The 22,734-nt window shown below is 48.1% G+C and carries 23 protein-coding genes and 2 pseudogenes; 14 read left to right on the top strand and 11 right to left on the bottom strand.

Annotated features, from left to right (window positions below; all coding sequences use genetic code 11):
* The first annotated feature begins 380 nt into the window (after positions 1-380).
* Positions 381-539, top strand: coding sequence for a hypothetical protein (locus C7W93_RS24780; RefSeq protein WP_201747163.1), 159 nt, complete (start codon positions 381-383; stop codon positions 537-539).
* A gap of 64 nt (positions 540-603) precedes the next feature.
* Positions 604-1,134 (top strand): annotated as a pseudogene (locus C7W93_RS24935) (diguanylate cyclase).
* Positions 1,135-1,912: 778 nt separating this feature from the next.
* Here C7W93_RS24935 and C7W93_RS04535 read toward each other — a convergent pair.
* Positions 1,913-3,238 carry a toxin-antitoxin system YwqK family antitoxin gene (locus C7W93_RS04535; protein WP_161539878.1) on the bottom strand — a complete coding sequence of 442 codons (1,326 nt, stop codon included), beginning with the start codon at positions 3,236-3,238 and terminating at the stop codon, positions 1,913-1,915.
* A gap of 87 nt (positions 3,239-3,325) precedes the next feature.
* Between C7W93_RS04535 and C7W93_RS24570 the strand changes: the two genes are divergently transcribed.
* The gene (locus C7W93_RS24570; protein ID WP_161539877.1) at positions 3,326-3,748 is read left to right on the top strand and encodes a hypothetical protein; all 423 of its coding nucleotides are present in this window, start codon (positions 3,326-3,328) and stop codon (positions 3,746-3,748) included.
* Here the strand turns inward: C7W93_RS24570 and C7W93_RS24765 are convergent.
* A complete protein-coding gene (locus C7W93_RS24765; protein ID WP_108438952.1) occupies positions 3,745-4,092 on the bottom strand; it encodes a hypothetical protein in 348 nt (115 codons plus the stop codon). The two genes, C7W93_RS24570 and C7W93_RS24765, sit on opposite strands and share 4 nt — an antisense overlap.
* Before the next feature lie 259 nt (positions 4,093-4,351).
* On the opposite strand from C7W93_RS24765, the gene C7W93_RS04520 reads away from it, so the two are divergent.
* Complete coding sequence (locus C7W93_RS04520) at positions 4,352-4,570, top strand: helix-turn-helix domain-containing protein (RefSeq protein ID WP_108438951.1); 219 nt, start codon at positions 4,352-4,354, stop codon at positions 4,568-4,570.
* 78 nt (positions 4,571-4,648) lie between these two features.
* Here the strand turns inward: C7W93_RS04520 and C7W93_RS04515 are convergent, their stop codons facing one another.
* From C7W93_RS04515 to C7W93_RS24390, 6 genes are all read right to left on the bottom strand, one after another.
* Positions 4,649-5,587 (bottom strand): hydrolase or metal-binding protein, encoded by a 939-nt coding sequence (locus tag C7W93_RS04515; RefSeq protein WP_108438950.1) that lies wholly within the window; start codon positions 5,585-5,587, stop codon positions 4,649-4,651.
* A 114-nt stretch (positions 5,588-5,701) separates the two neighbouring features.
* Positions 5,702-6,703: a YqaJ viral recombinase family protein gene (locus tag C7W93_RS04510; protein ID WP_108438949.1), complete on the bottom strand. Its 1,002-nt coding sequence runs from the start codon at positions 6,701-6,703 to the stop codon at positions 5,702-5,704.
* A gap of 73 nt (positions 6,704-6,776) precedes the next feature.
* Positions 6,777-7,736: a DUF932 domain-containing protein gene (locus C7W93_RS04505; protein ID WP_108438948.1), complete on the bottom strand. Its 960-nt coding sequence runs from the start codon at positions 7,734-7,736 to the stop codon at positions 6,777-6,779.
* A gap of 109 nt (positions 7,737-7,845) precedes the next feature.
* The gene (locus C7W93_RS04500) at positions 7,846-8,307 is read right to left on the bottom strand and encodes a hypothetical protein (protein ID WP_201747160.1); all 462 of its coding nucleotides are present in this window, start codon (positions 8,305-8,307) and stop codon (positions 7,846-7,848) included.
* A 59-nt stretch (positions 8,308-8,366) separates the two neighbouring features.
* Complete coding sequence (locus C7W93_RS25230) at positions 8,367-8,498, bottom strand: hypothetical protein (RefSeq protein ID WP_255419109.1); 132 nt, start codon at positions 8,496-8,498, stop codon at positions 8,367-8,369.
* Between the two features lie 77 nt (positions 8,499-8,575).
* Positions 8,576-8,932: a hypothetical protein gene (locus C7W93_RS24390; RefSeq protein WP_146177518.1), complete on the bottom strand. Its 357-nt coding sequence runs from the start codon at positions 8,930-8,932 to the stop codon at positions 8,576-8,578.
* 328 nt (positions 8,933-9,260) lie between these two features.
* Between C7W93_RS24390 and C7W93_RS04495 the strand changes: the two genes are divergently transcribed.
* The 9 genes and pseudogenes from C7W93_RS04495 to C7W93_RS04450 all read left to right on the top strand — a co-directional run bounded on the left by C7W93_RS04495 (position 9,261) and on the right by C7W93_RS04450 (position 18,548).
* Complete coding sequence (locus C7W93_RS04495) at positions 9,261-10,568, top strand: phospholipase D-like domain-containing protein (protein WP_108438947.1); 1,308 nt, start codon at positions 9,261-9,263, stop codon at positions 10,566-10,568.
* 20 nt (positions 10,569-10,588) lie between these two features.
* On the top strand, positions 10,589-10,948 hold the full coding sequence (locus C7W93_RS04490; protein ID WP_108438946.1) for a hypothetical protein: 360 nt from the start codon (positions 10,589-10,591) through the stop codon (positions 10,946-10,948).
* A gap of 95 nt (positions 10,949-11,043) precedes the next feature.
* Positions 11,044-11,289, top strand: coding sequence for a hypothetical protein (locus tag C7W93_RS24760; RefSeq protein ID WP_201747159.1), 246 nt, complete (start codon positions 11,044-11,046; stop codon positions 11,287-11,289).
* Positions 11,286-13,052: a DUF262 domain-containing protein gene (locus tag C7W93_RS04480; RefSeq protein WP_108438945.1), complete on the top strand. Its 1,767-nt coding sequence runs from the start codon at positions 11,286-11,288 to the stop codon at positions 13,050-13,052. The genes C7W93_RS24760 and C7W93_RS04480 overlap by 4 nt, the downstream gene beginning before the upstream one ends.
* Complete coding sequence (locus C7W93_RS04475; RefSeq protein ID WP_108438944.1) at positions 13,045-15,468, top strand: DUF262 domain-containing protein; 2,424 nt, start codon at positions 13,045-13,047, stop codon at positions 15,466-15,468. The genes C7W93_RS04480 and C7W93_RS04475 overlap by 8 nt, the downstream gene beginning before the upstream one ends.
* A gap of 125 nt (positions 15,469-15,593) precedes the next feature.
* Positions 15,594-16,037, top strand: a pseudogene (locus tag C7W93_RS04470) (transposase); the annotation flags it as partial.
* Entirely contained in the window at positions 15,928-16,965 is a 1,038-nt protein-coding gene (locus tag C7W93_RS24565; protein WP_201747158.1) for a type ISP restriction/modification enzyme, read from the top strand. The pseudogene C7W93_RS04470 and the gene C7W93_RS24565, both read left to right, overlap by 110 nt.
* Positions 16,966-17,013: 48 nt before the next feature.
* Positions 17,014-17,976, top strand: a complete 963-nt coding sequence (locus C7W93_RS04455; protein ID WP_108438942.1) for a hypothetical protein — start codon at positions 17,014-17,016, stop codon at positions 17,974-17,976.
* Positions 17,976-18,548 carry a hypothetical protein gene (locus C7W93_RS04450; RefSeq protein ID WP_108438941.1) on the top strand — a complete coding sequence of 191 codons (573 nt, stop codon included), beginning with the start codon at positions 17,976-17,978 and terminating at the stop codon, positions 18,546-18,548. The genes C7W93_RS04455 and C7W93_RS04450 overlap by 1 nt, the downstream gene beginning before the upstream one ends.
* Before the next feature lie 284 nt (positions 18,549-18,832).
* Here the strand turns inward: C7W93_RS04450 and C7W93_RS04445 are convergent, their stop codons facing one another.
* On the bottom strand, positions 18,833-19,984 hold the full coding sequence (locus C7W93_RS04445; RefSeq protein WP_108438940.1) for a hypothetical protein: 1,152 nt from the start codon (positions 19,982-19,984) through the stop codon (positions 18,833-18,835).
* Entirely contained in the window at positions 19,981-20,538 is a 558-nt protein-coding gene (locus tag C7W93_RS04440; protein WP_108438939.1) for a DUF4365 domain-containing protein, read from the bottom strand. Before C7W93_RS04440 ends, C7W93_RS04445 begins: the two co-directional genes overlap by 4 nt.
* Before the next feature lie 470 nt (positions 20,539-21,008).
* On the opposite strand from C7W93_RS04440, the gene C7W93_RS25225 reads away from it, so the two are divergent.
* Positions 21,009-21,143 (top strand): hypothetical protein, encoded by a 135-nt coding sequence (locus C7W93_RS25225; RefSeq protein ID WP_255419108.1) that lies wholly within the window; start codon positions 21,009-21,011, stop codon positions 21,141-21,143.
* Positions 21,144-21,201: 58 nt separating this feature from the next.
* Here the strand turns inward: C7W93_RS25225 and C7W93_RS04430 are convergent, their stop codons facing one another.
* Positions 21,202-22,407, bottom strand: a complete 1,206-nt coding sequence (locus tag C7W93_RS04430) for a site-specific integrase (RefSeq protein WP_108438937.1) — start codon at positions 22,405-22,407, stop codon at positions 21,202-21,204.
* Between the last annotated feature and the right edge of the window lie 327 nt (positions 22,408-22,734).

The following is a 22,734-nucleotide window of genomic DNA, read 5'->3' as shown; positions in this document are numbered from 1 at the left end:
AGCTATTGCCATTTAACCCTCATAAAAAAGCATGGGAATCCCATGCCTCGAAAATAATGGTTTTAAAAAAGCATAGCCGCGCCAACATTTGCGGTGGCGCGAGCGAATTTGGCTAATGAAATTGAAGGTCGAAAGTAAGCATAGAAGTCTCGTGTCTTTTAGTTATGTACAGGATCGGTGATCTCTAATTTGTTCGATAATCTTAATCTCGTCCTATGCGTTTGAGAAGTTTATTGTTTAAAGTAAAATGCTTTATCTTATAAACGCAAAGGGGATTTGTGCGATTTAACCAGCAGAAAGAAGGTGCGGCACGGACTTGCCGACGAATTTAGGAAAGACTGTACATTCCCCTTCAACATCATCGAGCAGGTCGAATAAATATGCGTGAAGCGCGTCCACTTGAAACGTCGATTGAAGCTTTGCTGGCCGACAGTGCTTATGAGGGGCACCCTCTGCGGCAGCCGTTGGCCGATCTTTACGTACCAGCATTTCAGATCAATATCGGACCGCAGCGCGCGAGGTTAGTCTTCTTTGAGTGAGCGCTACAGCAAGCACTTGCGGCAGCTGAAAAAGTTGGTGCGGATCACCGATCGCTATCAATCGATGATGCGAGAACTTAACGTCGCATTGAAGGAAGCATCTGCAACTGACGCACTGACAGGCCTCGGTAACCGGCGCATGTTAATGGAGCAACTGAAATCCGAATTCGCAAGGTGGGAGCGGGTGCGACGCCCGTTTACGATTGCAATCGCTGATATTGACCATTTCAAGGAGGCTAACGATACCTTTGGTCATTAAGGGGGAGACAAAGTCTTGACCGAAATCGCACAAATCCTGAAGTCGGGCATGCGCGAATATGATTGCTGTGGACGTTGGGGCGGTGAGGAATTTCTGATCGTGTTACCGGAAGCGACGGCGAATGAAGCCGAGATGGTGATCGAGCGGCTGCGCTGCGCGATTGAAACCTCCGGCATTCAGCTAAAAAATAAATTGGTACCTTTGTCTGCCAGCTTTGGGATTGCGGAATACTCTCCGGGAGAAACTATTTCCGACATGGTCAATCGTGCTGATGCTGCAATGTATGCCGCCAAGCGTGCAGGGCGCAACCGCTACGAAACCACCCCTAACGTTTGACCGATCTTCGGCGGCACTCCGTCAAAGAAGTCAGTTACTCTTGGTGGCCGGTGACAAGCTGGCGAGACCGCTTTCTCTTCTAACGCGCGCAAATGGCGTAATGCCAGAGTAATGCCAACCATGCTGGCCCCTTGGGCGTTCAGATCGACCAGCAAGCGATTTGGCCCATCGAAGGAACGCCGACAGGAAAATTTGATCTTGTCGCTAATGCGTGACCGGCATCTCTGAAGTCTAATAACAAATTCGAGTGCCGTATTAATTCACACGTCTGATACGAAACCCTTTCCCCTCCATACATAAAGTAAGGAGTGTTGCTTGCTCAGTTGCAGGGGTTTTGTTGAGCCTAATTTGATACCGACATTCTGACATTGCATCAGTTTTTTGGTATTGAGAGGCACCCTCTTTTATATAGTCATATCGTGCCGGAGCGCAAGCAGAAAGGGCCAGAGCGATGCTCATGATAGTGAGTTGCTTTTTAATATTATCACCTTAAGTAAAAATGTTGATCAACAGGTAAAACCACAAAAAATGCAGTTTAGACTTAGATATATGGCAATATTTAATTTTATAACAAGTATTGCCTAAAATACACTTTTCAGCATATTTTTGAGGACACTGTATGTATGGTTGAGTCTAATGTACAGCAGCCATGCCGTGGACAACGCAAAAAAAAGCTCCCTGCATATCAGGAGCAAAGGCGACCATCGGTCGCCTGTTTGTTATTAATCTATGCTGAAGTTATTCCCTGTCGTTACATACAAAAGCAGGACTTGAACAATTAATGTGGCGTGGGGGTTTTCCCTTGTTCGCACCAGGTTTTAAATTCAATGAACTCGCTTCCTGAGATGTTGGCGAGACTGATTTCACTACCAGACTCAATGCGACGAGCTACTATCCAACTCTTTACACAATTTTCGTTATTGACGTCAAGACCCACAGGTATTGGCGTCATAATTTCAGCGCCATCCTTATAGGTTCTTTCTTCTTGTATTTTTCCATTTGAATCGAACCAGCGATAAAGTCCGTCTTTCAGGTCCTCTTTGTAACCCCCTTCATTCCATACCGTTCCATTTGCACTGAACTTTTGAAAATGACCGTCGAGTTTCCCATTTTTATAATTGTCTACTTCGGACGCGAACATGATATCTTTATCATTTAAGTATCCGTGTATATACTTTTTGTAAACGCCGTCAAAAAGATCGTCTTTGAGGTGGTATTCATCGTAGTCACTCACGATACCACTAGCGGTATGTATGACCGTTTTGAGTCCAGTTGCTTTCCCGCTTTCCCAAGTTAGATCAGTTAACAATTTAGTCCCAGTCGCATCCATCTCTTTTTCGAATCCAGACTCCTTTCTGTCGATTAGCCAATTAAGATCGGCTAATAATACCGAACCGTCATCACTCCATCGCTTTTCGGAGCCATTTTTTATACCATGATCCCAATCCGACTCGGCGATTAATTTGTGCGTGGTGGGATGGTAAGTTTTCTCTGTACCATCTTTTTTTCCATCCACATATCGCACTTCGAAGACGGGATATTCACCGTCTAACGTGTAACGAATAACATCACCGTCTGGCTTTCCTTCTTTCCATTTATTTTTGTAAATGAGTTTTCCGGTATCGGGATTAGATAAAAGCATTTTTCCATCCAGGTGACCGTTATCGTAATTGGCTTCGACAATTAACTTACCAGTCGTAACGCTGAAAACTTTGAAACGATCTTGTAGAGCGCCATTATCAAAGGAGAACTCATTGATCGGTTGGTCGCTCTGATAAGGATGGCAAATTCCTTTGCCGTTTAAGATGCCGTTTTCCACCGTCACGTCGCAAATACTCCCCAAGTAATTGAAATTCAACTTGACCAATGCACCTAATATTTGTCCGATGGGTTGCGTGCCTTCAATTAAGTTCGGTATTTTGTATGAACTTATATTTGTCAGGCGTCCTGAAAATGGCGAGTCGGCACCTTGGGAATAAATTTTCCCCTGTACGATTTCCGCATTACGGAAGTCCAATACTTTCTTTCCGCAACCGGCCAGCAGCAACGTAGCGCCAACCATACCTACCCATAGTGTTTGTCGTAAAACCGTTGAAATATTCATTCCATACTTTCTTTTGAGTTGCTCCTTCCGAGGCATTCGCCAAGAAGAGTTGTTCCTAATTCGGGAGCTCCACATCGGCAAACGTTATTGGCGGACTCAACGATTGCATCGTTGATGAATCGCCGCGTGGTGTTAGTCCCTCATGAGCCGGATGACTACAAAGAAGATACAAATGCCCAATACAAGGAATTTGGTATTTCTGGTCATGGTCTGCAGGCCGCCGTTTTTCTCGAAATAGATGTCTCCGGTAAAGGCGAGCGCAAAAAATGCTGGCGAGAAGAGGACGATGCACACGACAGCAAACCAGCGTTTTCTGAACCACGGTACGTCAGCGTAATGGTGTACTTCGGGTGCAATGAAGGTGGAGGAAGGCGTGGCTTCGATAGGGCTGGTTGCCGTGAGTTGTGGCGCACCACATTGCGGGCAAGTGGTTGCGGTTACATGGATTTGGTGTGCGCAACCGCGACAGAAGACGAGGGAGGTCATAGAGTTCTTTCTTTGAAAGGTTAGGAAATTTGGCCGAGACTAAGCAGTAATGTGATGCAGGCCAGAACAACGGAGACGATTGCGATTGTTTTTCCGCTTCGTCGTTGTTGGAGATTGATGCCACCTAATATCGCGCCCGTGATGGCGAATGCGGCGACGCCAAAAAGCGAATCTTTATCCCCCTCGCTTACAAGACAGGCTAAGAACGATAGGCAAGTAAGCATAAGCGCAGTAATTGCCACTCCACTAGGGGATTCCTTTTTTTGCTGGAGGCTGATATTTGTTGGCTGTGATGCCCCGCATTGCGGACAGAGCGGGGCGCTTTCATGAATTTCTTTTGCGCACCCGCGGCAAAATACCATTGTCATTTCGCCACTCCTCGCGACGTGCTATTGAGTAAATGAAGCATATTGAATGCCGCTTGATATTGATTTGACGAATTTAAATATGGGGAGGAAGTTTTATATTTGAATGCTGACATGCCGGATTTTCCACTTAATTGATTAGTATTTTAGTGAGAGTCATGGACTGCAATATTTATAATGTGACGATTAGACATCATTTTAAATAATATCATGTGACGATTAGTCCGTGTACGATTAGTCTGCGAGATGGGTTAATGTCGTTGTGCGACAACTACCCCTATCCGTGTGCTTCGGCGCTAAAATTAAAGAATTGAGAAAGGCCCATGGTCTCTCTCAAGAGGCGTTCGCCGATTTATGTGGATTTGACAGAACGTATATAAGTGGAATCGAGCGAGGGAAAAGAAATCCGTCCCTTTCGGCGATAGAAACCCTGGCCAAGGCATTGAATATCACTGTAGGTAATCTCTTTGATGGGCTTTAAGGATGCTTATATTCGTTGGGCATTTAGTGACGGGGTTTGTAACGTATCTATACAGTTGCAAAGTAATTCGTCAACCGTTTAGACGTCGCTAAACAACTTACTTTTGTGACCTGGTTTTTCTGCATTCACTGCCTTTCTATCCAGTTTGTCTTTTAGCGTCGGTTTGGTTTTCATAGCTGTCCCGTCTACATTCCCGTCGAGCTCACTTTCACCGGTCGGTGGATAGAATTCTTCGACAATTTCCAAGTTATCTTCGTCACTCTCCTCGAACGCCCCATTATTGAATCCCTGATAACCTGCAGCATCCAACGCAGATTGGTCATACCCGGTAACTAAGCGCTGGTCGTGGAGTTCCCTGGCGTTAGCGATTGCTTGCCCTAATGTATGCTCGTCTCGCACCGCAATATCCGCGTAGTAGATGGGGGTGCGATGGCTCATCGTCGTGCTCTTGGCGCGTAATCGGAGTGCCAATGGCAAGCACGCCAACAAGTTACCGGAGACGGCTTGGTAATAGCTAAGCCGTGCGGCAAGGGTGCGAATGCTATTGAACCCGGTGGTCCGAAAGATGAACGTCCCCAAGTCGTCTTCCTCTTCCCCTATGCGGACATTCAGCCGACCGTAAGGCTTACAACCAGCCTTGGCAAGCTCGCAACTATCCGGAGAAGGGCAAGGTAATGTCGCCATGCTCGATGCCGTGTAGCGCCTGCACGTTTCCCCATTGCCGGTGCAGATTGGTCTGCCGTTTTGACGATCGAATAAACAGTATTCCGCACGGAGATTGAGGTCCGGTGCATTGAACAGCAAGCGGATTGGGATGGCCCGGATCTTGTGATTGCTTTGTTCCTTGCGTAAGGCCTCATCGTAAGGATGGGGAATCCAGCCATCCCTGTTTTGTACCTGCGTTGTGATCGTAAATTGATCGTCCTTTTCCGGCAATCGCTTGCCGTTCTTTTCCACTATGCGACCAATGGAAATGCGCCCCAGTATCGGCGGCGTGATGGCGAGTCCTTTAATCATTGTTTTTATTCCTTTAAGTAGCACAGCCCACCCCACCCCAATTTCCGCGTGGGGCAGGCAGCACAAACAGCCCCAGCGGAAGGGGCGACAGAGTTCAGTTGAACGACAAGGGGATTACGTGTTGATGAGGAATCGACGACTGCCAGGCTTTACCACCGGATAGTGTTGGATCAGATCGGGCTGATCTACCAAGAGTGCATCCATATCGATCCCGAGACTGTCCTTGCTGCGCTTCCAGCTCACGTCCCCTGTTTCAAACAGGGCTTTACTAGCGTGACCCATGCGTTGTTGAATCCGTTGCTTCAGTTCTTCGGCAACTTTGGCGCGATGGGCAATCTCATCGCGTAGAGTGAGCAGGTCGGCAAAGGTCGCAGACATCGCACTATCGCGGGTTAGATCCAGCGTGTTGCCACCATCGCGGGGATACAGACAGCGCAATGCCACATCGGCGGAGTCACTGCCATCTGCTGGCGGGGCCGTGTCCGTTTCGACGTATTGCCAGAATTGCTGCTCCAGTTCGATCAGTCGGGCGATCAAGGCATCGTCCCGTTCGATCCGATAGATCCGGATTTCCTGACCGCACACCAGCACACAGACATCGGCAGCTGCTTTATTGGTCACCGCCAACTGGTGTTGTACCTGCAACTGAACGTATTCCGGCACACCATCTCGCCACAACCGCGCGCCGAACTCGCCTGCTGTCTTACATTCTAGGATCTGTACGTCAGGCACGCCCATGACTTCCCGGTCAATATTCGCCAGCATCCACGGAATCGTCGGATGCTGCAGAACCGCGTTGATTTTGCGGACGCGATGGCCGGTGCGCCGGGTGTAGTGTGCCGCGACAATCGGTTCCAGCAGGGTGCCCCAATACATCGGACTCGTTTCATCGTTGGGATCAATCTTCGGTAAATTGCCATCCCGACCTGTTTTGACCATCCACAGCTCCAGTGGAGATTGATATGGATTCAAGCCCACGGCAGCACCAGCGTCACTGCTACCGAGTCCACCTTTGCGCACCGTCAGCCAGTCCTCCCGGCTCAACTCATTGGTTTTCACCAGTTTCAAGGCGGGACGTCCGGTCCTTGTTGCTCGAATCTTTTCTGCAATACCCATGTTCAGCTCCTAAAAGAATACAGCCCGGCGAGTGAACACTCGGCCGGGCGGTTATGACGTTGGTGAAATGCGCCTAGGCGGCCATCTGCAAGGCCTGTTCCAGCGCCTTTTGTTTTAACGTGGCCCCGGGACCGAACCACGCCGCTTCCAGCCGATGATCAGCACTTCTGGCACGACGCTCATGATCGACATACTCCGTGACAGCATTGAGGAGGCCAAATGCAGTGCCTTTGGAAGAGCTCAATTCGGCTCCTTTTCCTTGGCCGTCATACAGTCCCTGTACTTTCTTGATCGCACGTTCGTTGCTCAGGCCGGTAGCGGTGTTGGCCGGATCCGTGAAGACCCGCAGGAAGTAATTCATCGCTTCGTGCGATTTCACCTTGCGTTCGGACAGGGTTTTCATGCGATACAGAAACGCCTCCCAGGCCGAGACCGAAATCCCCAATTGTCGTTTGACGGCCTGCGGATCAAAGCTGGTGCTGTGCGGTACCTTGACGGCCCCGCTGCCATTCGCCAGCGCGACCGCCAACGTGTTATTGCACACCACCCGGATGCTGGTGAATTGCGCAGTCGTCGCCAGCGTGCCATCACAAGCGGTAGCCAGCAGCAAGTACCCGTTGATGGTGTCATTCCCCTTTAATGTTCCTGATTGCCCGGTTTTGGCCAGTGCCCAGATTTTGCGGCCGAACTTTAAGACGCCCGCCGTTTCTAATTCGAAGCCGGAGATTTCGGTCAGGTCGCGGTAAAACTCCAGAATATCCCGCGGTTGCACGACCTGATAGCGATTGGAGACGACCGATAGTGGTGCTTTGGTATCGGACCGATACAGCACCTTTTGTTCGGGGAACGACATGATCACGCCAAGCGCACCGGCAGACTCTGATATATAGCGGACGGGTGTTTCCAGAATGTTGAATGCCATGCCAGCTTGTTCGGCCCAGACCTCCAGCGGTTGTTTGGCGGTGAGACGGTTGCCAAGGCCGTGCCAGGGCGTTGCGTTGACGTACGCCATTTGTTCGACGAGATGTGCCATTTGGTATTTTCCTTGAAGTGATTTACACGTGACGAGGCCGCTGCGCATAACAGCAGGACCAAGGGTGTGCGGGAGGTAAGTAGGTAGGGAAGAGAACTACAGTAATGGACTACGGATACGAAAAAGCTGAGGGAGCGACATCGTCTTGCAGATCGGACGCATGGTTATGGCCGTCCTGATAAAAGTCGGACGGGCGATCCCGTGGATAGTCATCACCATTTCCTTCCTTATCGTGAGCAGCAACAGGATGCGTACTAAACGTGTACTGGCAAGCCAGACAATGATAATTATTGAGGATATGGGCATCAATGATTTCGCCCAGCTGGACTCCCGCGGCGCAACCAGTGGCACCACCGAATAAGCCACCAATGATCGCCCCGGCAATGCCGCCAATTGCAGCGCCCGCAGGACCAGCCATTAAGCCCGTGAATGCCCCAATTTCTGCACCGCTGACAATGCCAACGGCACCGGCTGTTGCCCCTGCTACGGCTCCGATGGCACCACAGGTCTTCTTGGCGTAATTATGAAGGTGAATCCGTTCAGAATGACAGTGCGGGCAGGTAAGTGGCATGCAGTACTACTCCTTTCGAATCATGGGGGAGGGCGACTGTACTTGGCGAAAGTATTTGGTTAAGCGGCATATTTGCCATTCTTTTTTATTTTGGTGATGTACGCACCAAGACAAACAGTGGAGAAAACACTCACCACAACCACGATGGCAAATGCGGCGAGATTTTCGAGCGGGAAGTTAGTTGATGCCATGGGCACTCCTGAGAGGGAAGTTAGTGGATTAAGCAAGTCATCTGGGTTTGAGGATAGGAGTGAAAAAAATGTATTGTCTACGAATGGACAGGACGGTTTTCTGGTGAGTCAAGCAAGGCGCGTAATGGCGACATGTGGATGTGCGTGAGGGCAAACAAGATGATGAGTGAAGAGATCGCCAGATTGATATCGATTTCAACATCGTTGCCGATAGCGATGACGGCATATGCCACCAGCGCCATGCCCAAGTAAATGCAGCTCGGGGTATAGCTAGGTGAGTGTTGCGGAGGGATGGGAGTTGCCAATGCAGGATGGACGTTAAATGCTTCCTTTAAATCCTGTCGGCTCTTTGTACAAAGGAATGGATGAAATACGACGAGCGTTAAAGTCGCGAAGAGAGTGTAGAACGTCGGGACGACAATATATTGGTGCATGGAATTCCTTAAGCGTTATTGAGGTTAAAATTGCATTTTTTTGCGATCGTTGAGAGCGACGATATCTATGCTCAATAAGGTGATATGTGGCTGAAAATCTTTTGAATGGGATGGCGGCATAAAGAGAGCAAGGAGAAATCCTTTGCTCTCTTTATGTCGTTTTCGCGGAAGTAGAACTAAAGGTTTTACTTGCGACACATTATGGCGCACCGGTTTGCTATGCTGCAATCTTGGTTAACCCCGAACAACGCCGGGACTTCGCCACCCTATCAGGGTTTATTTGCTCAGGCTATACTTGCACCACATTCTTGATCAAAGGCCAACTGCTATGCCAGTCACTTCAATGGAGTCCGCGAATCTCGTCAGAACGGTAAAACTTCCAGTTGCGGGGGTGTCGACGACCCAGTTGCTTGTAAATTCGGCGCAGGCGGCGGATCACAGTGTGAGCGTTGAAGCGCTATTTCAAGCTGCCACGCAGCTAGATTGCATGGTTGCCTTTGCCCGTTCGTCTGGCTACGCGAAATTGGAGACGACGCTGTGTGCTGCGCTGGACGCCGGACTGTCAGCACGATTCGTCGTCGGCCTAGATTTCTATCACACCGAGCCGCCGGTTCTGGAAGCGCTTTTTGCGCTCGTGGACTGGTACCCCGATCAATTTGAATTTTTCATCAGCGGGCAGAACAGGATGCGGACCTTTCATCCTAAGGCCTACGCTTTTCAGTATGCAGACGCGTCCTGCAAGGTTGTGATTGGGTCGGCCAATCTCACAGCTGGGGGGCTATCGCTCAATCATGAATTTTCGTTGTTCACTGAATCGTCCGATTGCACGCTGGCCGATCAGGTGGCTTCAGAAATCGCAGATCTGCTCCAGAGTGGAGAAATCGAGGTGGCCACGCAAGAGCGTTTGGACGAATACGCGCGGTGCCACAAGATTTACGCATTGCACAACCGCGCCGCCAAGTTGAACGCCGAGGTTGACTGTAAGAGTTCAAAGATCACGCCGTCAAGCAAGGGGGCAGTCTACCTGCCGACACTCCTATCGATTCTGACGCTGATGAAAGCAGATCCAACTGCCTCCGGGTTCATCTCTCAACAGGGCGCGCGAGTCCGAAGGCACGCAAACGCGCGCGGTTATTTGGATGGACTTCGGACGCAACCTGTTTGCACTTCGGCGCAGTTCATGACGTATTACGAACCACTAGTGTCAGGATCGGGTTGGCATTCCGGTGGCCTTGAACGCGGCAAGAATATCGTTGCGCAGCAAGGCCTCGTCTTTCAAGCTGGGATGCGCGACTTGTACGCCCGATTACAGACCAATCCTAAACTCAGTGCCGAAGACGCTTACTCCCAGTTACACGGTTATTTGTCGCGTATTCCGAGAGCGGGAACCAACGTACTCACGGAGGCCTTGCACACCTTCGATCCGTTGCGTTTTGCGGTCATGAACCAGAACTCAGTTAATGGCATGACGCTTGCGGGATACCGAACCTTTCCAGCGAAGCCGAACAAAAGCAATGTCGATGCGACCCTCTACGCGGATTTTTGCGCCAAAGCGAAGCGGGTTTGCGCTGCCTTAGGGCTGGCGAATCTAGGCGAGCTTGATGCCCTGTTCAACTACGCGTACTGGGCGGACTGAGCGGAGAACAGGGTGTTATATTGGCTGGAGCGTGCTACCGAGGTGTCGGTATCAATTGCGCGCTCGTCTCACATGTGCCGCCGGGTGTTGATCTCTTCCTCTGGCTCACCCTCATTAAGCTCGCGCACCGCGTAGGCATTGCAAAGCGCCTGCCTACCCTCGCGTTTAACGTCGAGCCGGCCTTGGTTAGCGTCTCCTTGGCTCGCTGCTCGACGGGGCCAAGTGCACCTGACTTGATTTTGCTGGCGCGACGTTCCAGTCAGGTGATGCAGGCCTTCTACATCATGACCGGCCGAACAGAGCTGGCCGATTCTGCTCAATTTGAGCTTCGAGAAATGCTGACGCGGGCAATTGAGGAGCTGGACACGAAGCCCTACTGAAATCGTGAAATCAATTGCCTTCAGAAAAAAGCTGATGTATCTTCTTGTCGATTTGATTAGATATTGAGTAAGTAATGAGCAAAAGGTGGTTTGAATTGAATCCTTCCGTCGTTTACGTCCTGTTTCTGCTGTTGATCAAATACATCAGCGACAAGTACGGCAATAGCGATGACTTCGCTCCGCCGGCGACGATCCCCAAGGGTGCTAGCTTCAAGGACATGATCGCGCTCAAGGGCATGGACGCCGAACTTTCGGCGCTCATGGCGCGGCGCGACAAGACCCGCGATCTGAAGCACGCCATGATGCAGGAATTGCTCACCGGAAGGACACAATTATTATGAGCGAACAGCAAATTTCGCTGACAAAGGTGAACGATCTGCGCGTCGATGGTGATGATCAACCCATTCGTTATCGCATCCCGGCGTATCAACGGGGCTACCGCTGGGAGCCTCAGCAGGTAACGCAGTTGCTGGAAGATATTCGCGATTTCACGCAGCGTGAAAGCCCTCAGCCGGAAGAATTCTATTGCCTACAGCCACTGGTCCTGCGGCTTAATGAAGACGACGCCTTTGAGGTGGTCGATGGACAGCAGCGTCTAACCACATTGCTGCTCATCTTGCGACATTTTAATGACCGACTGGCCGTGCGCTATCAGCAAAAACTCTACACGTTGGAGTACGAGACGCGGCCCGGTCTGCTTGAATTTCTTAATATACCGTCGGATGAGCGAGCGCAAAGCAATATTGACTTCTTTCATGTTGACCAGGCTGTGAAGACGATAGAGGCGTGGTTTGAAAGCCACGATAGCGAGGTCGAGGCTATTAAGTCGGCGCTGCTAAATCAGGCCAAAGTGATCTGGTTTCAACTGGCAGCAGACGAGGATCCGGTGGATGCCTTCACCAGACTGAATGTGGGTAAGATACCACTAAGTAACGGTGAACTGATTAGGGCGCTGTTTTTACGTCGGTCCAAGCACGGAAAAGGCGCTGAATCGTCGCTGTTGCAGATTGCGTTGGAGTGGGATCAACTAGAGAAGGCGCTTCAGGACAATGAGTTCTGGTGTTTCCTGAGTAATGACACCCAGCTGCGCGGCAACCGAATTGGTTTCTTGTTCGACTTGATTGCACGCGAAGATGGCATGCGTGCGAGCGTTGATACCTACGCCACTTTTTACCATTTCAGTCAAAAGCTCAATGAAAAAGGAGCTGATATCGAGAAGGAATGGCTTGTCGTCAAGAGGGCGTTCATGCAGTTAGAAGAGTGGTTTAGGGATCGCCGGCTTTATCACTTGGTTGGCTTTCTGATCTGGTCGGGCATGGATGTCAACGAATTACGAAAGTTAGCAGAAAAGAGAGCAAAAAGGAGCTTTAAGGAAGCGCTCAGGGAGAAAATATTTGAACGTGCTATAAGGTCAAACCTCAACAACATCGCTGACGGCGAGGTGCTGCGCGAGCTCATTGCCAACAAGTTAGACATGCTGGAATACGGCCGTCACTCTGTGCAAATTCGCACGATCCTGCTGCTTTTCAATCTGGCCACACTGCTTCGCAATCCGGCGTCTAACTTGCGATTCCAGTTTGAAGGGTTCAAGACAGAACGTTGGGACATCGAGCATGTGCGTTCGATTGCCACAGCAAGGCCGGGTCGTTTGACCGGCCAACGTGAATGGCTGGCGCATTGCCAGGGATATCTTAAAGCTGCCGCAGAGGCGCCTGAATTATTGGCGGAGATCGGACAGTTCATGGGGCTGCCGCCCGTCGAAGCAATGGCACAGTTTGAAGTAATTTACGAGAGCGTGCTGAAACACTTTCAAGAACTTGACGAGGAAGAGCCCGACAACAGCATTGCCAATCTGGTACTTCTAGACGCGACTACTAACCGCAGTTACAAAAATGCCGTCTTTGCGGTCAAACGGCAACGTGTCTTGGCGCTGGATCGCGACGGTGTTTATGTGCCCTTGTGTACGCGCAATGTGTTCTTGAAATGCTATAGCTCACAGGTGGAGCATGCGATGTTCTGGACGCAAGCGGACAATGAAGGTTACCGCGTGGCGATGAACGAAACTCTGAAAAATTTCTTTGAGGGGGAATGGGTTCATGAGTGATATGAACAATGCGACAACGTTCGTTGGTCTGCTAGATCAATGTAGCAGGATTGAGGTGCCGCAGATTCAGCGCGACTACGCACAAGGGCGTGAAACGGAAGCAGAAGTCCGTCTTGATTTCCTAAATGCGCTGCACACCGCACTGGATCCTGAGTCTACGCACCGAGCGACGCCAATGAATCTGGATTTCATTTACGGTAGCATGGAAGAGGACGCCGACGGGTCTTACTTTCTCCCGCTGGATGGACAACAACGCCTGACGACACTCCTCTTGTTGCACTGGTACTTGGCGTGGCGAGATGGGGAATTGTCTGATTTTCAAGAGCGCTTATGGAATGGCCGGCATTCGCGCTTCAGCTACAAGGTAAGGCCAAGCAGCGCTGAATTCTTTGATGATTTGGTGCGTTTTGTTCCGGAAGTTCTTCCTGACGGAGTTTTGTCGATTAAAAAACTACTGGAGGACCAACACTGGTTTTTCTTGAGCTGGCGACTTGATCCGACGATTCAGTCAGCACTGACGATGTTGGACGCCATACATGGCCGTTTCGGGACAAGCACCGGATTGTATGTCCGGCTATTGGATGACAAGCAGCCAGCCATTACCTTTCAATTGCTTCAACTTGAGAACTTTGGCCTTTCTGATGACCTCTATATCAAGATGAATGCGCGTGGAAAGCCACTGACGTCGTTCGAAACTTTCAAGGCTCGCTTTGAAGAAGATCTGAAGACATTGTTTCCTACTGAGCGGCGACAAATAGGCGAGAAGAGCTGGAGTGTGCGTGATTTCTTTGCACAGCGGATGGATACACAGTGGACGGATTTCTTCTGGAGTTATCGGTCGAGGGGGAGCAAGGTATTTGACGCAGAGGTAATGAACTTGCTCTGGACCGTTGCCCAACTAAGCTTGGATCCTGAAAGCAAGACGTTCGCAAAAGATACTTCGGCGCTCCAGAATAAACAGGTTACCGTGAACTATTCTACTTTGCGCGATGGCGGCTGGCTGACGCGCGATTTCGCTATTCAGTTGATGGCACTATTGGATGCATGGAGTACGGGCGAAGGAAAATTAACCCGACAAATGGGTAGAAAGCGCTACTTCGATGAAGAAGCCTTGTTCCAGAAGGCGATCAAATCACCCGCAGCCCTTAACTACGCCGAACTGCTGCAATTCAATGCCTTTGTCCTGTATCTGACGCAATGGCCGACTGCGGTAACGGCTGATGAGCTTCAGGAATGGATGCGGGTAGTATCGAATTTGGCGGTTAACACCAGTTATGACCACGTTGACGTGTTCCAGCGCTGCATGGCAAGCCTGCGCAAGCTTTTGCCGGAGAGCAGACAAATTCTTGTCCATTTCGCTGAGATGGATGCAACGCGATTGGGTGGTTTTAGTCCGCAGCAGGTGCAAGAAGAAGTGCTTAAGGCGAAGCTGATGCTTGCAGATTCCGGCTGGCGTAACCGGATTGAACAGGCCGAGGGGCATGGCTATTTTGAAGGCCAGATCGAGTTTCTCTTGGACTTTTCCAGTTTGCTAGAGGTGATGATCGGTAGCTCCGCAGATGCTTGGTCAGAGCTCGAACATAAGGAAAAACAGGCGGTCTTCGACGACTTTTTCGCCAAAGCGACGTTGACCTTCGATAAAGATGGACTGACAGAGCCAATTGGTGCCGCAAGGAGTTTATATCTTTGGCAACGGGCCTTGTTGGTCGTTGGGGATTACCTGATGCCAATTGGAAGCAACCAGTCGTTTGGAACGAACAATGCTGACAACCCCGACAGTTGGAAACGATTCTTGAGAGGGGGTAAGGCCGATGCAGTCGGACGTAGATTGCATCTCAAGAGTTTATGGGAGCGCCTGGATGGTGCAGTACCAATCTTGCCGCAGCTAGAGCACATTATCGAGAGCGCGATTGACTTGGTTCCTTGGCGCGATGAGATCGTGAAACACTCTCAGGTGATCGATTATTGCCTCGAAAGAAAAATTCGCAAGGTCAATGACAACAAGGTTTACCTGCTGAAAAGGCTGCAAATGAACGGTGCTCACGCCGAATTATTCAGCTACGCGCTTTATCAGGATAAGACAACAATTTCTTTAGACGAGCAGTTGAAGCCATTGGAGATAGTCGGCTACAACACAGTGTCAGAATCATCAATTGAACCCCAAGTGCGGCTGTCCTTTGTTGGTGCCAAGTTTCGCGTCAATTTTGCCATTGAGTCTTGCCATGCTGGATTGAGGATTGTTGTCGATCGAAGTACGTCGCCTGGGATTACCGAAGTCGAAGTATCGCTCATGAGTGAAATGGGCTTTTATGAAGAACAAAAGAACTTGGTGCGGCCGGTCGGATACGGAAGCATCGTTCAGATATTGCGACGTCTGGTCAGTGTTTTATCCAAAAAGTCTGAAACGGAATTTTGACTGCTTGAACAACCACGCTCCGAACGCAAAACCGCGTCATCGAACTGTTCACCAACGAGACGCGGCCCGATTATCTGGGCTATCGCTATCTTGGTGAATGGAATAAGCGAGAGAGCAACCGTTCGATCGAGACGGGAATATGGCGCGACAATCTGACGCAGCAATTATTAAAAATGACGGTAGAAGCAGCGCTCAATGCCGAAATGCGCGAGCATCTTGGCTTCGAGAAACATCAACCCCGTGCACTGAGCAATGTCCGTAACGGCTCGTCGAGCAAGACCCTGAAGAGCCAGTACGGCGAAGTGGAAATCACCACGCCGCGGGATCGGGAAGGGTCGTTTGAACCGCAACTGGTTAAAAAGCAGCAGACCCGGCTCACCCATATGGACGATCAGATTCTGAGCCTGTACGCCAAGGGCATGACCACGCGTGAAATCGTCGCTACCTTCAAGGAAATGTATGACGCCGATGTGTCGCCCGCCCTCATTTCCAAAGTCACCGACAGCGTCAAAGAACGCATGGTTGCCTGGCAAAGCCGCCCACTTGATGGCCTTTATCCAATTTCTTTTGCTTTTTTCGGCGGCTACTATTGTCGGTAAGAACTGCATCTACCAAGTCCTCTTTTTCATAAAGAGCAAAAGTGTCAGTCAAACAAATTCCGTTGAATGGCACATAATCCCCACCCATGATGTCATGTTAGACCTGCTCAATATTGATGGCTGCAATGTAATAAGCAAGCAAAACGATTTCATTGGCGTGAATTTCTTGCTGGTATTTGTAAGCCAGTTGCTCTTTGCTGATAAGTCCACTTTGCAACAGCCGTGTAATGAATGTGCCAGTTCCTGTGAACGGGTCAATAATGTGGACATTTTTATCGCCCAAGGTTTGTCCGAACTCCATTTTCAAAGTATCGTTAATGCTATGAATAATGAAGACCTGTTTTACTATGTCTATGGCTTACTACATTCAGATGACTACAAAACCTGTTATGCCGACAACTTGACAAAGGAACTGCCCCGCATTCCCCGGGTGGCAAAGGCAGCAGACTTCTGGGCTTTTTCTAAAGCTGGAAGAACCTTAGCTGGCCTGCACATAGGCTATGAAGAGATGCAGCCTTACCCTACTCAGATTGAAGGTGGGGCCATGCTAATGAATGGCTTTAGCCCGCAAGACTTCAGAGTGGAGCAGATGAAATTTGCCAAGGGAAAGAATGGTGAGAAGCACGACAAAACCCGTGTGATTTACAACCATAAAATTACCATGTCAGGCATTCCGCTTGAAGCCTATGACTATGTGGTGAACGGCAAACCAGCGCTTGAGTGGGTGATGGAACGGCAGTCAGTGAGTGAGCACAAGGATAGCGGTATCGTCAACGATGCCAATCTGTGGGCAACCGAAACAATGCAGAATGCCAGCTACCCATTCAAGTTATTCCAACGGGTTATTACTGTGAGTTTAGAAACGATGAAAATTGTTCGGTCATTACCACGACTGTAATTCTTGTCTTGAATCAGAAAGAAGTCCTTTTTTTGGGAAATAGAAGCGGTGAAAAAAACTGAACGGCTAGTGTTTTATTACGATCTTTCGATTGTTGCTGAGTCTCGAACCTTCAAGGCTCCAAAGCCCATTTCTGTCAGGAAGGCATTTGAGTTGATGGAGCATGTTCCAATAGAACAACGCATTAAGCTAATGTCCAAAGGTCGAGAGGAGCTCTATGTGTCCGACTGGAAGTGGGATGGTGACATCATCAGCATCTTGGTCAACAAGTCAGACAAGGGAATGTCAGATCCAGTATTTACAATCCCGAAGGAAAAGAAACGTCGTACAGCAGAAAAGCTGGATCAAGAAGGTCAAGACTTCTCAGTTCATGTGGTGGTGCAACTGCCACAAGATGAGCTGCATCCAGCCTTAGTTCTGGTGGAATACTGCACAGGGCTCGGAATTTTTGTAGTTCAGAAGGGGCTAAACCAAATTCTTCACGATGCAAAGAGCCTAGTGCCTCAAGATTTTGAACAGTTCCATCCTGATGGTGCAGATGACGATAACGGAAGACCAAAAAAATACAATGTGGTGTTCAAGTGTGAGTTTGACGGACATATCTCTGATGATCTGAAATATGATCTTGATAATGGGAAAATTCAGTCCATTGAACTCATTACTGAAAAAGAAAAATACACCAACATAGATGAGGATGGCTACATTCAGGAAAAGTGCAAGACTTTGGTTTTGACGTTGAAAGATCAAGATAAACCTGTTAGAGATAAATTCAACAGACTTAAAGTGCTCTTCACGAATAAAAAGGATGACTACAGCCGGGCTCGTATTAAATTCAAGACTCCGACGGGTGTAGATAGAACGGTTGAGATGGATACGAATGATGCTTCGGCACAAGGCTATGTAAAAAAAGAGAAGTTGGATGACTTTCAATTTGACTTGAAATCTTCTTACGAAAAATTCTGTGAGGTCATTCTTGAAAAGATGAAAGCGCTTCTAAAACCGGAGGCATAATGTTTAGAAATTTGCTAAGACCACTGTCCTATCTATCTATTGAGTACAAGCAGAAATGGATAGTGGACTGGCTTTATCCTCTGATTCTTGCGGTTGTAACAATTGGGTTACTGTTCTATCTGAAAACATTCGGAATCATCGCACTTTATGCTGATGGTGCAGTGATTTCGAAGATTCTTGGTTTTGTTCAGTGCTTACCTGGTTTCTACATTGCTGCGTTAGCAGCGATTGCGACTTTCAATAAGGCTGATATAGACAAGACGATGCCTGCGCCAGCTCCAAAGTTAGATATTCTTGTACAAGGTCAGAGTGTGGCGATAGAACTAACAAGGAGACGATTCCTCTGCTCAATGTTCGCTTTTTTGACTGCTGAAAGCTTGATTTTGATTGTGTTGGCTATTTTTGGACAAGCAATTTACTTGCCAATGAAAGCGATTTTGAATGAGCAATACCGTATATGGGTATCAGGGATTTACCTGCTGGCCTTTATGTTTGCTTTTTGGCAGATGTTAATTACCAGCTTCTGGGGTTTATTCTATCTTGGTGATCGTCTGCATCAGCGAGATCAGTAAAGCTAGAGATAGGTCAAATTGCACCGTCCTTGGTACGCTTGACTAAGATAGCCAAATCGCTTGATTATGACATTAATGATTTGCTATAAATCAGCACATCTGATGTGAGTGATCAAACGCTTGCATTAATAAATGGTGTGTATGATTTGAGCGGGAGTCAGCAAATCATTTTGCTAAATTTATTCGGGATGGTTGTACTTGCGATAGGTAAGTTGAATCCCAAAGATAGGAAGTTAGTAGAGAAATTCCTTAGCGATATTTTGTAACTAATCGTAACTCTCTTGCTAGCCGATGCTCAGCTTAAATGACTTCACAGAATCGAATTGCCACACTCTTGCACGAGGATTCAGGATGCCTTCTATGGAGACGTATTGAGCTCCGCCAATATGGGCATGATCTGCAAGTTTATACTGTTCAATATTTAGATTTGCGGAAGCACGAATTTTCTGCCCATCTTTTAATAAAATAGAAAACTCAACAAGACCTTCTCGCTCGCCTGAAATTGAAACGTCTCCATTTAAAGCTTCAACAGTGCCAATAAATACGTTGTTTAATGCCGCTTGTTTAGGCTTCAGTGCTTCTGACAGAATATATAGATCTTCCGTCATTGTATGGTCAATAAATATTGATTTCCCTTTACGAATGTCTTTTGGCAACGCGATATATGGTGACCATTCAAAATCAAAATTTATGCCACCACCAGTGTCTTTTGCAACTAAGTCTGCTAACGCTTCGCAAAAATTTGATGACACCACCGGCTCCTTCGCAGTTAATAACTCCTCGGTAAAGCTGGAAATTTCCCCAGCTAAAATTGCGGTTGATAATTTTTCCACGCTCCGATATATGGCCACAAATGCTCTTCGGCACTTTGTCCAATCGTTGGAATCTTCTGAAAATCCTAATCCTAATTGCTCCCCAGCACCAGCGACTGTACATGATATTGACATAATGAAGCTTCCACGTCGGGTATGGTTGAAAACCGCACGATTATAGATTTCATTTGAAATTTTATTGTCAATTCGACGGAAGTAGCGTGACGGATTTTCTGCTGTACAGCTACCCGCTAGTAGCATTATTTCGGAGTTAGATATAGCTGCGTTTGCTAGTGACAACGGTATCGTCTCGGAATATTCAACGGTTTTTAATATTCGTAGGGACATGCTATCTGCTGAATTTGAAGCAATTTCAGAGTTATTTGATTCCAGTTGTGCAGCGATAAACGCGAAACTTTTGCTTTCAATGGATGCAAGCTTGTTAATTATAATTTCAACAGCGTCACTATAATCCTGAGCACTTTCATTTTCAGGCAAGAACAATTGCCTATCAGGGAATAAACGATGCGTGAATACAATCGTATTAGGGAATGCCGCGATTGAATTGCGTATCCAGCCGCGATTCAATAAGAACGAATTCACTTGGGATGGACTAATTCTCATGCTCCCTCCCGTGGATTTACATATTGTGGACAATTGCCATGGGATAAATCAACAAATAATTTCGAAAGGCTTTCGGAGGTCAGTACCTGATTTTTTGGTAAATAGACAGTTATGCCGCTTTTATTCGCCGACTCCTCCGCGCCAGCTAGACTCACCCAATATGCACATTTTTTGAGACTCAGTTCGGCATCAGAAGATAAAATCCAGTGTGCTTTGTTTTGGGGCAGGAACAAAACCACCAATATTCTAGGAACCGAATAGGTCAGTCCGCGTAAATCATTGTATCTCTCAATATCTTTGAGATGATACGAAAAATGTGTTCCTGTACTCGAAGGCATTGCCACCGTAGCTTTTAGTTGAACTTTTAGATCAACTTCTTGACGAGCGCCGCCACCAGGAAAGGGGCCCCATGCGGTCAATTGAGCGTCGATACCTCTATTGTCTGAATGACGAGAAGCTGATTGACAATTGGCCCCAGAAAATGATGCCACCGCATGTAAATATGCATAACTGAGCTCAGACTCAATATCGTTATCAGAAAGTTTCGAGGTCATCAGATATTCTTGGTTTGTAACAAAGGATTTGCTAGGGCAAGCCTATATAAATAATATTGTTTTTGCAATCTATTTATAGGAAAACCAAACAGGATATTTGAGCATCAAGAACTAAGTCGGTAGGTAGTAACACCATCCAAAGCTAAATCCACGGCATCTTCGCTTTTGCCCGCCAATCTATCTGCACCAATTTTTCCTCGTCTTGCCAAAAACGCCAAGATTTGCATGTCTGCGAATCAAAACAAGCATGTCCCTTCGGGATTTTCTGCAATCGGTTCTTACTGCGTTGCGACTGCGATTTTGATAAATTGCCTGGCTTGCTTCTTGTCCAGCCCTGCCATTCGTGGCTTAGGCGAAACGACTCAAAAATGATGCAGATAAACGAGTTGTGAAGTCTGCAAAAACAGAGAAAGTCTTCAATCAACTTGAGGCTCAACCAGCAAAAAAACGATACGAAATCAGAGAACAGCATGAGCACATTTTTCGCACAACCTTATAGCGTGGATGCAGTGGATTTTTACTTTGCTACCTTCGAGTCATACACCGAGCAAACGAAAAATATGCTGGACGCTTTTGGTAACGCCGTAGAAAAGGTTGAAATCTAGTTGATAGATAGTGACGACGCCGGGCTGTTTTACGATAGGGCGCAGGCTTGGTGGATCGTTAGATACTGCTCAGCGCTTCAACATAAATATTCCATTCAGCCATCATTGGACGACGCTGCTCGAGTAAATCGGTGCGATGGTAAGCCGCCTCGACTTTGTTCTGGACCATATGCGCAAGTGAGCGTTCTGCCAAATCACGAGGATAACCTTGTTCACTGCACCAATCACGAAAACTCGATCGAAATCCGTGCGCAGTCGCTACGCGCCCAGGCGTGTCGCTGTGCGCTTTTATACGCCGCAAAAAACTGGTGAGGACCATATCGGAAAGTTCAACTTGATCACGGGGCGATGGAAACACTAACTCGTCATGCAGTCCTTGCTGGTTCATTAGGATTTCAATAGCCCGCGCGGACAAGGGGACGCGATGCTGTAGTCTGGCTTTCATTCGCATAGGTGGAATCGTCCAGATCGCATTACCTAAATCTACTTCTGACCAGGTCATTCCTCTTACTTCACCGGATCGAGTCGCTGTCAGAATCAAAAATTCCAACATGGTGCGAGTGACATCATAGGGGGTGGCTCCTCGTAGATGCTTAGCAAAAAAGGCTGGAATGTCTTGCCAAGGCATAGCTGGCTGATGTTGCGTGCGGACAGACTTTGCTGGTTGTTGTGGTAATAGGTGATGCACCACGTCAACCGGGTTGGATTTGCAATGATCATGCGCCCATCCCCAAGCCATGACGGCATGGATTCGTTGTTTCAATCGGCTAGCGGTTTCTGCTTTTTCTAACCAGATTGGCCTTAAGGCATCGGCAATATGGCGAGGCTGAATTTGGTCGAGTGGTAATGCACCAATAATCGGAAAAGCGTATTGCGCCTGGGTGTTTAGCCATTGCTGTCCGTGTTTGGCATTTTTCCAGCCAGGAAGTAATTCAGCATGGACTAATTCCGCAGCATATTGAAAAGTAGGAATTTGGGGAAGTTCGGTTACTCGTTTTTTCTCATCTAACGGATCAACCTTATTGTTGATTTTCTCTCGCATTTGCAGCGCATGCTTAGCGGCTTCAGCAATACTGACTTCCGGATAACTGCCTAATCCGGCATTGCGACGCTTGCCAGTTAGGGGACTGACGAAGCGAAATACCCATTTTCCGCATCCTTTAGTGTTGGAGGGATGGAGTGCTAAACCAGTAATTCCACCGTGAGGAAGAATTCCTGAATCGGGTTTAATATTTCTTGCTTTAACATCTGTAAGGGTTGCCATGATCGTTATTTTGAGTTTAGTCAGTATGCCATCCAGTATGCCATTATTGATTGGTTTCAGATAGATCGATTTGGACTAGTATGGACAGTGTGACGGGCTTACCCTATGATTTACATGGGTAAATTGGATTTCATTGGAATCTATCGGATGAAACATAGGCGGACACCGCTTCCGCCAGTTTTAAACATAAAGCCTTGATCATTCAAGGCTTTTTTGTTTTTGTGGGTGGCTTGCTGAAAGGTGGATTTAGAATTTTTTTAGCAAAACGTCCGCCACTAATGCAATGCGTCCACAACCCAAACTGTTTCTAGCGATAAAGAACGTTTT

Origin of the sequence: Glaciimonas sp. PCH181 (assembly GCF_003056055.1) — a bacterium.
In the GTDB taxonomy this organism is placed as follows: Bacteria; Pseudomonadota; Gammaproteobacteria; order Burkholderiales; family Burkholderiaceae_D; genus Glaciimonas.
The sequence above is the reverse complement of the archived record's forward strand: the minus strand, read 5'-3'. Positions and strand labels throughout refer to the sequence as shown.

Bases quoted from the DNA above. Each gene is read 5' to 3' on its own strand.
- C7W93_RS24765 (WP_108438952.1), bottom strand. From the start codon at position 4,092: ATGACAATGGTATTTTGCCGCGGGTGCGCAAAAGAAATTCATGAAAGC.
- C7W93_RS04495 (WP_108438947.1), top strand. From the start codon at position 9,261: ATGCCAGTCACTTCAATGGAGTCCGCGAATCTCGTCAGAACGGTAAAA.
- C7W93_RS04510 (WP_108438949.1), bottom strand. From the start codon at position 6,703: ATGGGTATTGCAGAAAAGATTCGAGCAACAAGGACCGGACGTCCCGCC.
- C7W93_RS04500 (WP_201747160.1), bottom strand. From the start codon at position 8,307: ATGCCACTTACCTGCCCGCACTGTCATTCTGAACGGATTCACCTTCAT.
- C7W93_RS04450 (WP_108438941.1), top strand. From the start codon at position 17,976: ATGTTTAGAAATTTGCTAAGACCACTGTCCTATCTATCTATTGAGTAC.
- C7W93_RS04535 (WP_161539878.1), bottom strand. From the start codon at position 3,238: ATGAATATTTCAACGGTTTTACGACAAACACTATGGGTAGGTATGGTT.
- C7W93_RS25230 (WP_255419109.1), bottom strand. From the start codon at position 8,498: ATGGCATCAACTAACTTCCCGCTCGAAAATCTCGCCGCATTTGCCATC.
- C7W93_RS24565 (WP_201747158.1), top strand. From the start codon at position 15,928: ATGACGCCGATGTGTCGCCCGCCCTCATTTCCAAAGTCACCGACAGCG.
- C7W93_RS04430 (WP_108438937.1), bottom strand. From the start codon at position 22,407: ATGGCAACCCTTACAGATGTTAAAGCAAGAAATATTAAACCCGATTCA.
- C7W93_RS04475 (WP_108438944.1), top strand. From the start codon at position 13,045: ATGAGTGATATGAACAATGCGACAACGTTCGTTGGTCTGCTAGATCAA.
- C7W93_RS24390 (WP_146177518.1), bottom strand. From the start codon at position 8,932: ATGCACCAATATATTGTCGTCCCGACGTTCTACACTCTCTTCGCGACT.
- C7W93_RS24780 (WP_201747163.1), top strand. From the start codon at position 381: ATGCGTGAAGCGCGTCCACTTGAAACGTCGATTGAAGCTTTGCTGGCC.
- C7W93_RS04440 (WP_108438939.1), bottom strand. From the start codon at position 20,538: ATGACCTCGAAACTTTCTGATAACGATATTGAGTCTGAGCTCAGTTAT.
- C7W93_RS04515 (WP_108438950.1), bottom strand. From the start codon at position 5,587: ATGATTAAAGGACTCGCCATCACGCCGCCGATACTGGGGCGCATTTCC.
- C7W93_RS04505 (WP_108438948.1), bottom strand. From the start codon at position 7,736: ATGGCACATCTCGTCGAACAAATGGCGTACGTCAACGCAACGCCCTGG.
- C7W93_RS04480 (WP_108438945.1), top strand. From the start codon at position 11,286: ATGAGCGAACAGCAAATTTCGCTGACAAAGGTGAACGATCTGCGCGTC.
- C7W93_RS25225 (WP_255419108.1), top strand. From the start codon at position 21,009: ATGAGCACATTTTTCGCACAACCTTATAGCGTGGATGCAGTGGATTTT.
- C7W93_RS04445 (WP_108438940.1), bottom strand. From the start codon at position 19,984: ATGAGAATTAGTCCATCCCAAGTGAATTCGTTCTTATTGAATCGCGGC.